This is a genomic window from Roseateles terrae (assembly GCF_014192155.1).
Taxonomy (GTDB): Bacteria; Pseudomonadota; Gammaproteobacteria; order Burkholderiales; family Burkholderiaceae_C; genus Roseateles; species Roseateles terrae.
Genome location: NZ_JACHXO010000001.1, coordinates 857,783 through 871,962 on the forward strand (window position 1 = coordinate 857,783; position 14,180 = coordinate 871,962).

The 14,180-nt window shown below is 67.5% G+C and carries 12 protein-coding genes; 8 read left to right on the top strand and 4 right to left on the bottom strand.

What is annotated here, in order from left to right; genetic code table 11:
• The first annotated feature begins 1 nt into the window (after position 1).
• From FHS28_RS03525 to FHS28_RS03555, 7 genes are all read left to right on the top strand, one after another.
• Positions 2-1,600: a DUF4178 domain-containing protein gene (locus FHS28_RS03525; RefSeq protein ID WP_088449064.1), complete on the top strand. Its 1,599-nt coding sequence runs from the start codon at positions 2-4 to the stop codon at positions 1,598-1,600.
• A gap of 27 nt (positions 1,601-1,627) precedes the next feature.
• Positions 1,628-1,852 (top strand): DUF350 domain-containing protein, encoded by a 225-nt coding sequence (locus FHS28_RS03530; RefSeq protein WP_088449063.1) that lies wholly within the window; start codon positions 1,628-1,630, stop codon positions 1,850-1,852.
• Between the two features lie 101 nt (positions 1,853-1,953).
• Complete coding sequence (locus FHS28_RS03535; protein ID WP_246409457.1) at positions 1,954-2,217, top strand: putative motility protein; 264 nt, start codon at positions 1,954-1,956, stop codon at positions 2,215-2,217.
• A gap of 208 nt (positions 2,218-2,425) precedes the next feature.
• Positions 2,426-3,337: a hypothetical protein gene (locus tag FHS28_RS03540; protein WP_088449062.1), complete on the top strand. Its 912-nt coding sequence runs from the start codon at positions 2,426-2,428 to the stop codon at positions 3,335-3,337.
• 234 nt (positions 3,338-3,571) lie between these two features.
• Positions 3,572-5,275: an ABC transporter ATP-binding protein/permease gene (locus tag FHS28_RS03545; RefSeq protein ID WP_088449061.1), complete on the top strand. Its 1,704-nt coding sequence runs from the start codon at positions 3,572-3,574 to the stop codon at positions 5,273-5,275.
• A complete protein-coding gene (locus FHS28_RS03550) occupies positions 5,272-5,814 on the top strand; it encodes an MgtC/SapB family protein (protein WP_246409460.1) in 543 nt (180 codons plus the stop codon). Before FHS28_RS03545 ends, FHS28_RS03550 begins: the two co-directional genes overlap by 4 nt.
• 137 nt (positions 5,815-5,951) lie before the next feature.
• The gene (locus tag FHS28_RS03555; RefSeq protein WP_184294101.1) at positions 5,952-6,188 is read left to right on the top strand and encodes a hypothetical protein; all 237 of its coding nucleotides are present in this window, start codon (positions 5,952-5,954) and stop codon (positions 6,186-6,188) included.
• Positions 6,189-6,287: 99 nt separating this feature from the next.
• Here the strand turns inward: FHS28_RS03555 and pdeM are convergent, their stop codons facing one another.
• The 4 genes from pdeM to FHS28_RS03575 form a co-directional block, all read right to left on the bottom strand.
• Positions 6,288-6,977 (bottom strand): ligase-associated DNA damage response endonuclease PdeM, encoded by a 690-nt coding sequence (gene pdeM / locus FHS28_RS03560; RefSeq protein WP_088449713.1) that lies wholly within the window; start codon positions 6,975-6,977, stop codon positions 6,288-6,290.
• A gap of 126 nt (positions 6,978-7,103) precedes the next feature.
• Complete coding sequence (locus FHS28_RS03565; protein WP_088449059.1) at positions 7,104-9,782, bottom strand: ligase-associated DNA damage response DEXH box helicase; 2,679 nt, start codon at positions 9,780-9,782, stop codon at positions 7,104-7,106.
• Complete coding sequence (locus FHS28_RS03570; RefSeq protein ID WP_088449058.1) at positions 9,779-11,434, bottom strand: ATP-dependent DNA ligase; 1,656 nt, start codon at positions 11,432-11,434, stop codon at positions 9,779-9,781. The genes FHS28_RS03565 and FHS28_RS03570 overlap by 4 nt, the downstream gene beginning before the upstream one ends.
• Entirely contained in the window at positions 11,431-12,669 is a 1,239-nt protein-coding gene (locus FHS28_RS03575) for a ligase-associated DNA damage response exonuclease (RefSeq protein WP_184294103.1), read from the bottom strand. Before FHS28_RS03575 ends, FHS28_RS03570 begins: the two co-directional genes overlap by 4 nt.
• Positions 12,670-12,914: 245 nt before the next feature.
• Here FHS28_RS03575 and FHS28_RS03580 point away from each other — a divergent pair, with 245 nt between their 5' ends.
• Positions 12,915-14,051: a response regulator gene (locus tag FHS28_RS03580; protein ID WP_088449057.1), complete on the top strand. Its 1,137-nt coding sequence runs from the start codon at positions 12,915-12,917 to the stop codon at positions 14,049-14,051.
• Positions 14,052-14,180 lie beyond the last annotated feature (129 nt).

Consider the following 14,180-nt stretch of genomic DNA (forward strand, 5'->3'; position numbering starts at 1 on the left):
ATTGGCCACCGCAGCCCCCCAACGCCGCTGGCAGGCGCTCTGCCCCAATTGCGGCGGCCCGGTCGAGTTCGCCTCACCGGCCTCCGCAAGCACGGTCTGCAGTTACTGTCGCTCCACGCTCCTGCGTGAGGGCGACACGCTGCGCCGCATCGGGCAGAGCTCAGAACTGTTCCAGGATTATTCGCCGGTCCAGCTGGGCGCGGCGGGCCGATTTGCGGGCACCGGTTTTGTGGTGGTCGGCCGTCTGCAGATGGCCTATGACGAAGGCGGCTGGAATGAATGGCATGTGCTGTTCGATGCCGCCGCCGATGCCACTCCGCGCAGCGGCTGGCTTTCGGAGGACAACGGCCAGTTCGTGATGAGCTTTGAGGCGCCGCTCAAGGAGCGCGCGCCGGCCGCCGAGTCCCTGGTGATCGGCGGGCTGCAGATGCTCAACGGCACGGCGTGGCAGGTGGCCTCCCGCTTCAGTGCCACCATTGCCGCGGCCGAAGGCGAGCTGCCTCACCCGCCGCGCATGGACAGCGCCTACTGGGTGGCGGACCTGCGCAGCACCCAGGGCGAGGTCGCCACGCTGGAGTACAGCGACCCGGTCGCCCCGAGCTGGTCCGTGGGCCGCTCGGTCAAGCTGGCGGACCTGGCGATGACCGGCCTGCGGCAGGAGAGCACGGCGGGCGTGAAGTCGCGATCCCTGCCCTGTCCCAACTGCGGCGCCTCGCTGGAACCGCGGCTGGAGAACACGCAGTCCATCGTCTGCCCCCAGTGCAAATCGGTGGTGGACATTTCCAAGGGCGCCGGCGCGGAACTGGCCGCCTACCACCAGAACAACGGCGGCGAACCGCAGATTCCGCTGGGCACCACCGGTTCCCTGGCCCTCAATGGCGGCACGCCCAAGCCCTGGCAGGTGGTCGGCTACATGGAGCGGGTGGACCTGCCGGAAAGCGCCGAAGACGAACAGACCTTCTGGCGAGAATACCTGCTGTTCAACCAGATCGAAGGCTTCGCCTTCCTCGTGGATACGGAAGAAGGCTGGAGCGTGGTGCGGCCCATCACTGGCGCTCCCGCCAATGCCGGCAAGGACACGGTCACCTACCAGGACAAGCCGTTCAAGCGCCGCTGGACCTACACCGCCAAAGTCACCTGGGTGCTCGGTGAGTTCTACTGGCGCGTGCGCCGGGAAGAACGCGCGCGGGTGCGGGACTATGAATGGCGCAACGGCGCCCGGCTGGAACTGCTCAGTTCGGAGCAGACCGGCCAGGAAGTGACCTGGAGCCACGGCCGCGCCCTCGACGCCGCGGAGGTGCAGAAGGCCTTCGCCCTGCCCGGAGACCGGATGCCGGCCCTGCAGCGCGACGTGGCGTCCAATTCTGGCGGCTCCGGCCTGCTGGTCAAAATCGTGGTGGGCCTGCTGGTGCTGGCCATCCTTTTTGCCCTGCTGCGCGCCTGCAGCCGGGACGATTGCCAGGACTACAAAGACACCTATGGCGCCAGCAGCGCCGAATATCAGCAGTGCAAACGCAACGCCGGCAGCGGTGTGATCTATTCCGGCTCCGGCGGTGGCTCCTATGGGGGCTACAGCAGCGGAGGCGGCGGCCACAAGTAGGCAGCTACACATCCCAAGGAGACTCCCATGGAAGGTTTTGACTACCTCAAACCTGGCATCGTGCTGGGCAGCATCCTGTATGCGGTGATCGGCGTGCTGGTCTTCTGGATCAGCTTCATCATCATCGACAAGCTCACCCCCTACAAACTGTGGGAAGAGATCATCGAGCACAAGAACATGGCACTGGCCGTGGTGGTGGCGGCCATGTGCATCTCCATCGGCCAGATCGTCGCGGCGGCCATCCACGGTTGAGCGGCCGGCTCAGGGCGCGCTGAGGAGCGATACCGGCGCCGCCCGGCCGCGCTTCGCCGCCGGACCGACCCGCGCCCATCGCCCCCGCCAGAGGAAGGGTCTTGCGTGAATTCGCTCAGGCCCTGCCACCGTCGGCCGATAACAAGGCCATGGACATCACCTCTGCCTCCACCGTCTCCGCTGCGGTCAGCAGCGCCTCCAACGCCGCGCCGGGCACGACCGCCCAGGCCGCCAGCCTGCTGGTGCTGCGCAAAGCCCTGGACGTGCAGCAGGCCGGTGCGCTCGCCCTGCTGGACGCCCTGCCCCCGCAGCCGGCACTGGCCACCGAAGGTCCGCTTGGACGGAATCTCAACGTCTACGCCTGACCGCCATCCGCCCGGCCGGCCCTGCCGACCGAGGCATTTGTCACAGAGTCGTGAGCCCCTCGGTTCGAGGCTGTGACGGCCGGTAACTTTCCCTGGCCCGCGGAAACCCTGCCTTCTAGACTCGCGCACCTGCGGCACCCCAACCGGTGTGCCGGGTGACGCGCTGCTGCAGCATTGGGCAGCGCACAAGTGATTGCTGATCCGACACATGACTTCGCCCACTGTGCCCGGCGCGCTGCACGACACGCTGTCTCCCGAGACGGAGGCCCCCGCGGAAAGCGGCCGGGAATTTCCGATCGCCCTGAAGGTGATCGGCGCGCTGCTGCTGATTTTTGCGCTGGCCATCCCGATGCTCGCCGGCGCCGCGCCCCCGTGGGACACCCGTCCCAAGCCGCTGGCCATAGCGCCCCGGACCCAGGCGCCGGTGCCGGCGTCGGACCCGGCCCGTGGGAATGACGCCGCCCTCGTCGGCGCCAACGTCGCCTCGTCCGCCACTGCCGACGACGGTTCCGACGAAGCCTTCCGCGCCCAGGCCGAAGCCGTGGTCCTGCGCAAGGTGGGCGCATCCGCACGGCGTGAAGGTCAGCGCCTGATGCTGTTTGTGGAGCAAGGCCGCCCGGTGATGCTGGACAGCCGCCACCCTGAGCCCGACGATGGCGGGCAGACGCCCTATGTGGACTATCGCCTTGATGGCCTCTCGCCTGACAAGCGCTTCTACGTGGTCCGTGTCACCCTGGCCTTTGGCACCGAAGTGCTGTGGATCTCCCGCAAGGACGGTCAGCGCTACGAGATGCATGGCAACGTCAATCCATCCCCCGACGGTCGTTTCCTGGTCGTGACCCACGCATCGCCTGGTGTTGAGTTCAACGGCGTGGTGATCTGGTCGCTGGAGGAAGACCGGCTGGTGGAGCGCTACAAGTTCGAGGCGACGCCCGAGCAGCGCGGTGTCAGCTTCCGTTTCATGCGCTGGCGAGACGCGAGCACCATCGAGCTGGAGCAGTTCGCCGAGGTGGATCCCGGCACCTGCCGCACGGGCACCCTCTCCTCGCTGGCGCTGCTGGCCCGCAAGTCCGACCGCTGGATTCTGCGGAGCAACTCCAGTCCCCGCTGCGACGCCTGAGATCGTTCGCGCTTGTTACCACCAAGCGCTTCTCTCCGTCAGCGGATATAGGCAGCGTCCGACAAGGTTCGTGGTCCGGGCGGGCTACCGTGCAGGTATACGGAAGCTTCAGGCTCATTCATGCCCTCGACCGCCACCCACGCACCCGACTCCGCCGGCACAGCCGCGCCCACGCCAGGCGCCGCGCCAGGCAAAGCTCCCAAAAAACGCTTTCGTCGGCCGCCTGGCCTCTCCATGGCCGCATGGCGCCAGTTCCTCCAGCTGGCCAAACCCTTCTGGATGGGCGACCAGAAGCGCTCGGCCTGGGCCTTGCTGGCGCTGCTGATCGTGCTGATGCTGTGCGAGACCCAGCTGGCCGTGCTGCTCAATGACAAGACCGGTGAGCTGACCTCCGCCCTCGCCGCCCGTGAGCACAGCCGGTTCTGGCAATCGGTGCGGGACACGCTGCTGGTGCTGGCCTTCGCCGTGCCGGTCTACGCGTTCTATTACTACATGCGGGACGCGTTCTCCAATCACTGGCGGCGCTGGCTCACTGGCCGTTTCCTCGACGGATATCTGGACGGTCGCAAGTACTACGAGATCGGCAACGGCGGCGACATCGACAACCCCGACCAGCGGATCAGCGAAGACATCAACACCTTCACCGGCCGCTCCACCCACTTCCTGCTGATGCTGACCGGCTCGGCGATGCAGCTGGTGGCTTTCTCGGCGGTGTTGTGGTCGCTGTCCAAGGCGCTGGTGGCGTTCCTCGCCGTCTATGCGGTCGTTGGCACCTTTCTCGCGCTGTATGTCTTCGGATCACCGCTGATCCGCCTGAACTTCTGGCAGCTGCGCCGTGAGGCCGACTTCCGTTTCGGCCTGATGCGACTGCGGGAGAACGCCGAATCCATCGCGTTTTATCGCGGCGAGCCGCAGGAGCGGGCCAACATTGAGCAGCGGTTCGAAGAGGTGTATCAGAACTACGGGAAGTTGATCAAGAAGCAGCGCTCGCTCAACCTCTTCCAGCGTGGCTTCAGTCAACTGACGCTGGTGGTGCCTGCCGTCATCCTGGCGGATCGGGTGCTCTCCGGCGAACTCGAAGTGGGCGCCGCGGTGCAGGCGGCGGGTGCATTCGCAGCCGTGCTGACGGCCGTGTCTCTGATCGTGGAGAACTTTGAGAGCCTCTCGCGCTTCGTGGCCGGCATCGACCGCCTGCATGCGCTCTCCGAGCTGATCATCAAGCGCAAGGCCCGCGCCCTGCGGGAGCAGGAAAAGATCCAGACCAGCCAGGCCGAACAACTCGCCATGCGGGATCTCACCCTCTTCACCCCGCAATTCGATCGCAAGCTGGTCGAGAAGCTGGATATCTCGCTGAAGCCGGGGGAGAGCCTCTTGATCACCGGCGTGAGCGGCTGCGGCAAAAGCTCGCTGCTGCGCGCGATTGCGGGCCTCTGGAAAACCGGCTCCGGCACCATCGAGCATCCGTCGATCGAAAAGATCTTCTTCCTGCCGCAGAAGCCCTATCTGCAGGAAGGCACGCTGCGCAGCCAGCTGATCTACCCCGATACGCAGACCTCGCTCAGTGACGAGGAACTGCAGGAGATCCTGAAGGAAGTCGCCTTGCCCGAACTGTCCGAGCGTGTCGGCGGCCTGGATGCCGTTCAGGACTGGGACAAGGTGCTCTCGATGGGCGAGCAGCAGCGACTGGCCTTTGCCCGCGTGCTGGTGCGCAAACCGCAGATGGTGATCCTGGACGAAGCCACCAGCGCGCTCGACGGCGTCAACGAGAACCGCCTCTACCAGCGGCTGTGCGGCGACGGCGTCACCCTGGTGAGCATCGCCCACCGACCCGCCGTGCTGAAGCATCACAGCCATGTGCTGCATTTGAAGGGCAATGGCGCCTGGGCGCTGCATCCGGCGGAGGGCTTCAGTTTCGAAGACGGCGGAGCGCCCGCATGAGCGCCGACGGTATGTCAGGACTCGACGCGGTGATGGAGACCCTGCGCCAGGAATTCTCCGACGTGCCGGATGCGGCGCAGGCCACCCGCATCATCGTGCGGCTGATGCTGGCTGCCCTGCTCGGCGGCATCCTGGGCTACGAGCGCGAAAGCCACGGCAAGGCCGCCGGTCTGCGAACGCACATGCTGGTGAGCCTGGGCGCCGCGATGTTCGTGCTGGTGCCCCAGCAGGCCGGCATGGCCACGCCGGACATGAGCCGCGTGCTGCAGGGCATCATTGCCGGCATCGGCTTTTTGGGCGCGGGGGCCATCATCAAGCACAAGGAGGAACCAGGCCGGGTGCAGGGCCGGGTTCAGGGTCTGACGACCGCCGCCGGCATCTTCATGACGGCCGCCATCGGTGTCGCCTGCGGCCTGGGGCGCGAAGCCACCGCCGTGCTCAGCATGCTGATTGCCCTGGCAATTCTGACCTGGGTGCCGCACCTGCTGGAGGGCCGACGAACCGCCCGTTCCCGGACTCAGGACGGAGACGATGAATGAGCGCACGGCGTCGCCGCGTCCCTGCCAGCAGCGACACCCCTGCATCGGGCGCGTCCGTCGGGACGGGCTGCGATAGTCTGGAACTCTGGCGCGCTCGGGCACGGTCCGCCCCGGTGCGCCGGCTGCGGAGCGCCACCATGGATCTCGACATCGTCTCCTATGTCTTCCAGGGGCCTGAGGGCACCTTTTCAATCAAGCCCCGTCTGTCCCGGCGATGGCGGGTCAAACGCGACAGCGCGCCCTGGGGCGACTCGTTCGCTTCGGCGGAAGAGGCGGCATTGGCCCTGTCCCAGGCGTTCGACGTGCCGGCCGATCTCAGGGACTGGACGGAGATCGGGGACTTCCATACCGACGTTGGCGGCCTCCTGCCATGAGGGCCGTGGGTGGGGCGACGGCTCGGGCCCTGGGTCAGACCCTGGGTCAGACCCGGAGACGGCCCGTCGGTCGGGCCGTTGTCGTTGGGCGTTGAGGCTTCAAGCCAGGATCGGTCCCAGCACCTGATCGGCTGCGATGGGATAACACCTGGCCGCCTTGGGCAGCCCTTCCAGCGTGGTGCCGGTGAAAGCACCGAAGGCGGGCAGGATCAGCTGATCCTGCGTCAGGCAGAAGCACGGCAGGCGATGCCGGTCATGCGCGGGCCCGCGCAGCGCCACAGCCGGATGCAGATGCCCCGCCAGCACCAGTCCCCCGGGCCGGGCGCCCGGATGATGGCAAGCCAGGAACGGTCCCATCGGGCTGGGCTCGTCCACCACTTCAAAGCGCAGGGACGGCGGCGGATCCCCGGCATGGCTGTCGTGATTGCCGCGGACCAGCACGCAATCGAGCCCGTCATGCAACTCGCGCCAGACCTGCACCTGCTCCACCACCTGCGCCTGCTGCGCGGTGGCCGCGTGAAGGAAGTCGCCCAGCACCACCAGCCGCTGTGCCTGGCATTGCGCCACCAGTGCGGTGAGCCGGCGGAGGTTGTCCTGGGTCGTGCCCGAAGGCACCGGTTGCCCAAGCGCTCGAAAGCTGGCGGCTTTGCCGATGTGCACGTCCGCCACGAAGAGGGTGCGGTGCGATGGCCACCAGGCGGCGCGGCCGGGCAGCAGGTCCAGGACATCGTCGCCCACGGTGAGACGCCGCGCACCGGCCGGCAAGGTGAAATTCTCTACGGTTGACATGCCCACATCATCGCCGAGCGCGACCCGCCGCCGCCGCATCGCTCAGCCGGACCTGTGAAGAACGGCAGTGACATCCTGGAATGGCGTTGTCCCCGCACCCACGCACCCACGCTCACGCTCACACGTTCACACGCTCACTAGACGCAACCGCGGCCTGCGCGGACTCGCCCTGGCCTTCGCCTTGGCCCGCTCCCGCGCCGAATTCCGCTTGCGTCCACCCGCCGAGGGCGAGCGGTCCCCCGAGGTATCGCCGCGCGTTTCCAGCGCCAGCGACTGTCCCACGGCCATGTCCGGTGCATCGGGCCGTGCGAACACCTGATCAGCGCGCTCATGCGCGGTTCCTACCGTCTCCCCGCCCGCGCTGCGCTCCAGCGCCGACACCATGCGCGCAATACGGTCCGCGAGCGACTCATTGCTCAGCTTCTCCCGGAAGCGCTCCACCATCAGCGGAAATGCCAGCGGCGTCGGCTTCTTCAGGGCGTGGATGCGCAGCGTCTGTCCCTGCATGCGGCCGAGGGCCTGCGCCAGGTGCTGCACATCCAGCTCCTGGGTGAGCAGCTCACGCTCCGCCTGTTTGAGCAGCTGGTTGTTGGGGTCGTACTGCTGGAACACCTCGAAGAAAAGGCTGGCGGACGCCTGCAACTGCCGGTTGCTGCGGCGCTCGCCGGGGTGGCTCTGGAAGATCAGACCGGCCACCCGGGCAATCTCGCGGAAGCGCCGTCGGGCCAGCTCGGTGGCATTCAGGCTGGCCAGCACCTCGGCCAGCAACTGCTCCATCGGCGGCAGGCCCAGCAGGCCTGGCAGCCGTTCCTGCCAGTCGATCGGCTTGGCACTGAGCAGCTCGATGCCGTAGTCATTCAGGGCGATGGAGAAGGTACCCGTCTCCGGCTGCGCGGCCCGCCAGGCCAGCAGACCCGCCAGCCCCAGATGGACCTGACGTCCGGCAAACGGATAGAGGAACAGATGCCAGCCCTCGCGGGACTTGAAGGTCTCCGCCAGCAGCACCTCCGGTGTCGGCACGCCCGACCAGCGCTTCTGGATGTCGACGAGCGGTCGCACGCAGGCCATCTCCGGACTGTCGAAGTGGCCTTCGTCGGCCGCCTGCAACTGGCGCAGCACCGCATCGGCCAGCGTGCTGGACAGCGGCATGCGTCCCCCGTTCCAGCGCGGCAAGGCCACGCGGCCCGCCGTCGCGCGGCGCACCAGCGCCGTCATCTGCTCCACCCGCACCAGCTCCAGCAGCCGCCCGCTGAACATGAAGGCATCCCCGGGCTTGAGCCGGGCAATGAAGCCCTCCTCCACCGTGCCGAGTCGGCCGCCGCCCAGGTACTGCACCGTCATCGCCGCATCGCTCACAATGGTGCCGATGTTGACCCGATGCCGCCGCGCCAGCCGCGCGTCCGGCACCCGCCAGAGGCCCGCCTCGTCCGGCACCACGCGGTGATAGTCGGGATAGGCGGCCAGGGACGGCCCCCCCTGGCGGACGAAGTCCAGGCACCACTGCCAGGACTCGGCGCTGAGATGCTCATAGGCGACGGTGCTGCGCACCTCGCTCAGCAGCTCGTCCGGCCGGAATCCACCGCCCAGGGCCACGGTGACGAGATGCTGCACCAGCACATCCAGCGGCTCGCGCGGGCTGCGGCGGGCCTCCACCTGACCGGTGAACACGGCTTCGCGCGCAGCAGCGGCTTCCACCAGTTCCAGACTGTGGGTCGGCACCAGCGTGATGCGGGACGGCCGCCCCGGCGCATGGCCCGAGCGCCCTGCCCGCTGCACCAGCCGCGCGACACCTTTGGCCGACCCGATCTGCAGCACACGGTCCACCGGCAGGAAGTCCACGCCCAGGTCCAGGCTGGAGGTGCAGACCGCCGCCTTGATCCGGCCTTCCTTCAGCCCGACTTCGACCCATTCGCGCACTTCGCGGTCCAGCGAGCCGTGATGCAGCGCCAGCACGCCGGCCCAATCGGGCCGCGCTTCCAGCAGCGCGCGATACCACCGCTCGGCCTGCGACCGCATGTTGGTGAAGACCAGGCAGCTCTCGCTCTCTTCGATCGCCTGGACCACCTGCGGCAGCATGCGCAGGCCCATGTGGCCGGCCCAGGCAAAGCGTTCAGCAGTGGCGGGCAGCAGCGTGTCAATGATCAACGTCTTGTCGGTATAGCCCTGCACCAGCGCCGGCGGCACCGGCTGCGGTGCGGCGCCCAGCAGCGTGCGCAGCGCTTCGTCCAGATTCCCCAATGTGGCGGACAGCCCCCAGGACATCAGCCCCGGCTGGAAATGCCGCAGACGCGCCAACGCCAGCTGCGTTTGCACGCCGCGTTTGTTGCCCATCAGCTCGTGCCATTCGTCGATCACCGTGAGCCGCACGTGCCGCAGGAGCTCCGGTGCATCGGCCTTGGACATCAGCAGCGACAGGCTTTCCGGCGTCGTCACCAGCACGGTCGGCAGGCGCCGGTCCTGGGCGGCGCGCTCACCGGCGGTGGTGTCACCGCTGCGCAGGCCGATGGTCCAGTCGGGATGCAGGTCCCGCAGCGGCTCCTGCAGCGCGCGGAAGGTGTCCGCGGCCAGCGCCCGCATCGGCGTGATCCAGACGACCGAGAGCGGGGGCGGCTTGTCACCGCGCCCTTCCACCCCCTGCGCAGGCAATGCCGCCAGCGCACCGAGCCACACCGCGAGGGTCTTGCCGCTGCCGGTGCTGGCATGCAGCAGGCCACTGCGGCCTTCGGCCATCGCGGCCCAGACCTCACTCTGGAAGTCGAAGGCGGTCCAGCCGCGCCGGGTCAGCCACTCTGCGGGGGCGGTCATGCGTCTGCCCCCGGTAGCAGCGCTTGGAGGGTGTCGAGCGAATCGGCCTCCGCCACCGGCTTGTCGGTCCGCCAGCGCAGCATGCGGGGGAAGCGCACGGCAATGCCGCTTTTGTGCCGGCTGCTGCGCGAGATGCCTTCAAAGCCAAGCTCAAAGACCTGCGTCGGCTGCAGGCTGCGCACCGGCCCGAAACTCTCGACGGTGGTCTTGCGGATGATCGCATCCACCGCGCGGATCTCTTCGTCGGTCAGTCCGGAATAGGCCTTGGCGAAGGGTACCAGCTGCCGCGCGGGATCATCCGGCGGGCCGTTCCAGACGGCGAAGGTGTAGTCGGTGTAGAGGCTCGCACGGCGGCCGTGGCCGCGCTGCGCATACAGCAGCACCGCGTCCACCGAGATCGGGTCGATCTTCCATTTCCACCAGACGCCGACGTCCTTGGTGCGGCCAACGCCATATTTCGCGTCCAGACGCTTGAGCATCATGCCCTCCACGCCGCGGTCCCGGGCTTCCTCCCGCACGGCGGCAAGGTCCGCCCAGGTGTCCGCCGTCACCAGCGGGCTGAGGATCAGGGCCGGATGCGCCTGAGCCCCCACGAGTTGCTCCAGCCGCTGACGCCGCTCATATTGCGAATGGTCCCGCAAGTCCTGGCCCTGCTGCTCCAGCAGGTCGTAGACCACCAGCACCGCCGGCAGCTCTCGCAGCAGCTTGGGTCCCAGCAGCTTGCGGCCGATGCGCCGCTGCAGCTCGACAAAGGGCTGCACACGGTCGTCGCGCCAGATGAGGATCTCGCCATCGAGCACGGTCCCGTCCGGCAGCGTCTCACCCATCGCCTGCAGCTCGGGGAACCGGTCACTGATCAACTCCTCGCCCCGTGACCACACCCACACCCCGCCGGCCCGTTTGACCAGCTGGGCGCGAATGCCATCCCATTTCCATTCGACCAGCCAGTCCTGCGGGGGCCCCAGCTGGGCGTCGAACTGGGCCACCGGCTGGGTGAACGGATGCGCAAGGAAGAAGGGATAAGGCTGGCCACCGCGGGTCTGGCCTTCCGGGTGGGCATCCTCCGGCGCGATCAGCGTCTGGAAGTCCTCCGCGGTGGGTCGGGCGCCGATGTGGGTATAGCCCATCAGCCGCTGGGCAATCTGACGGGCATCCACGCCGCTGACGGCGGCCAGTGCCTGCGTCACCTGCAGTTTGGAGACGCCTACCCGGAAGGCTCCGGTGATGAGCTTGAAGTAGGCCAGCCGCTGGTCCGCGGCGAGCCACTGCCATTGCTGCTGGAGGCGCTCGATCAGCGACTCGGGCGGCAGGCCACGCAGCGGCAGCAGATGATGCTCCATCCAGTGGGACAGCGGAAACTCGGTCACCTGCGCGGGGTCCGGCAGCAGCAGCGAGAGGGTTTCGGCGAGGTCACCGACCGCTTCATAACATTCGTCGAACAGCCATTCGGGCAGGCCGGCAGCCAGGCGCGCCTGCTCCCGCAGCAGCTTCACCGGGACCAGCTGGCGGGGCTTGCCGCCAGCGAGGAAGTAGACCGCCCACGCGGCGTCCGCCGGCGGGGCCTCACGCAGATAGGCCTGCAGCGCCGCCTGTTTGGCGAGGCTGCCGGTGGAGGCGTCCAGGGCGCGGTAGAGCGCGGCGAAGGCTTTCATGGCGCGGCTCCGGGGCCGGCGCTTCCGCCCGATTCGCCAGGTTCGCCCGATTCGCCCGATTCGCCCGATTCGCCCGATTCGCCAGGTTCGCTACGTTCGCCACCTTCGCCCGGTTGGCCGGTTTCGCCAGGTTTGCCACATCCGCTGCGTTCGCCTGCTTCGGCAGCGTCGCTGGACTGGCGGGACTCCCCCCCTGTCTCCGGCATGCCCGGCTCGCTGTCGTCCTCATGGCCGTATTCGGTAGCAAACGCCTGCGCCTGCAGACCCTGCTCACACAGCCACCTCACCATCACCGGCACGCTGCCATGGGTCACGAACACACGTTCAGCCCCGGTGGCGCGAATCGCCGTTTGCAGACCCGGCCAGTCGGCATGGTCGGACACCACAAATCCGCGGTCCACGCCGCGGCGGCGTCGCGTGCCCCGCAATTGCATCCAGCCGCTGGCGAAGGCATCCGCCAGATCCGGACCAAAACGGCGCAGCCAGGTGGACCGTGCTGCCGACGGCGGCGCGATCACGATCGATCGCCCCAGGCTCGCCTTGTCCAGCGAGGGATCAGTGGCCATCACGGTCGGCGGCAGCTGGACCCCCAAGTCACGATAGACCGCATTCAGAGGCTCCACCGCGCCATGGCAGACGATTGGCCCGATCGATGGATCGAGCCCATGCAGCAACCGTTGCGCCTTGCCCAGCGCATAGGCATAGAGCACGGACGCCCGCCCCTGCGCCGCATTGGCCTGCCACCAGGCATTGATGTCCTGAAACAGCTCAGGCTGGGACGGCCACCGATAAATCGGCAGCCCAAAGGTCGATTCGGTGATGAAGGTATGGCAGCGAACTGCTTCAAACGGGGGGCAGGTGCCATCCGATTCCAGCTTGTAGTCGCCCGAGGCCACCCACACCTCCCCGCCCACCTCCAGCCGCACCTGCGCTGAGCCGAGCACGTGCCCGGCCGGATGCAGCGACACCCGTACGCCGTGATGGTTGATCCCCTCGCCGTACGGAAGGGTTTGCAGATGAATATCGGCGCCCAGGCGCCGTCGAAGGATCGCGGCGCTGTGCTCATGCGCGAGGTAGTGGCCATGGCCCCAGCGCGCATGGTCACTGTGAGCGTGGGTAATGACGGCCCGCGCCACCGGGCGCCAGGGATCGATGTAGAAATCGCCCGCCGGGCAATACAAACCTTCCGGCCGGGCGACGATCAGGTCGGATGCCGGACTCGTACGCACTGTCATGCACCGCATCGTAGTGCGGGGGCCTTATCCCCGGCTGTAGGACGACAACCTTTCCGGGGCCCCCCAGGCGCTCACCCCCTGACCCCACTGCGAGCCTGCCCTGCTCCACGAAGGACGCTGCGCGGCTACTATCGAGCCTGCCCGCCGGGCCATTGGCGACCTCGGCGGGCACACATCACAAGTGGATTCCACCGGCCTGGACGCATCAACGTCAGACCGGCCTCAGCCACCCAGGGAGCGCCCCTATGACATTGCACGAGAACACGGCCGGCGCGCCGCGTTCAACGATTCTGGTCGTCGACGACACGCCCACCAACCTGGCCCTGATGAGTGCCCTGCTGGACATGCACTATCACGTGGTGACGGCGGCAGACGGGTATGAAGCGTTGCGGCTGCTCGCCACACCGCCGCTGCCTGACCTCATCCTGCTCGATGTGATGATGCCCGGCATGGACGGTTACGAGACCTGCCAGGCCATCAAGGCGCAGCCGTCCACGCGCGACATCCCGGTGATCTTCCTGACCGCCCGCGCCGACACACAGGACGAAGCCCGAGGCTTCCAGCTGGGAGCGGTGGACTACATCACCAAACCGATCAGCCCGCCGCTGGTGCTGGCGCGGGTGCACACGCATCTGCAATTGAAAGCCAGTGCCGATTTCCTGCGGGACAAGGCCAGCTTCCTCGAACATGAAGTGCAGCGACGCACAGCGGAACTGGCCGCCATCCAGGACGTCACCATCCATGCGATGGCGTCCCTGGCCGAGACGCGGGACAACGAGACCGGCCAGCATCTGCGCCGCACCCAGTTTTATGTCCGGACCCTCGCGGAAGCGCTGCGCCATCACCCGCGCTTTGCCTCCCTGCTGACCGACGACTACATCGCCACCCTCTTCAAGTCAGCACCGCTGCACGACATCGGCAAGGTGGGCATCCCGGACCGCATTCTGCTCAAGCCGGGGCCGTTCGTGCCGGAGGAATTCGAGGTCATGAAGACCCACACGACCCTGGGCAAGGACGCGATCGAGCAGGCGGAACGTCAGCTCGGCACCCCGGTGAAGTTCCTGCAGACCGCCAAGGACATCGCCTACGGTCATCAGGAAAAGTGGGACGGCAGCGGCTATCCGCGGGGCCTGCGGGGTGAGGACATCCCGCTGCCCGCGCGGCTGATGGCGGTGGCCGATGTCTACGATGCGCTGATCACCCGCCGGGTCTACAAACCCCCAATGCCGCATGAGGACGCGGTGCAGCTGATTGCGCAGGGCCGGGGCAGCCATTTCGACCCGGATGTGGTGGATGCGTTCCTGCATCTGCAGCAGCAGTTCAAGGAGATTGCGCGTGAATACCGGGATCCGGATCCAACCGATGAGTCAGCACATCCTTAGCAGTGGGGGCGACGCTTCCTCAGGTTGAGGGAGATCAAGGGGGACGGTCTACCCATTGATGCCATAGGCGGCAGCGGCAAGGCGTCGGAGGATGGCGGCATCCTTCATCACGTGCGCCACCACGCACTC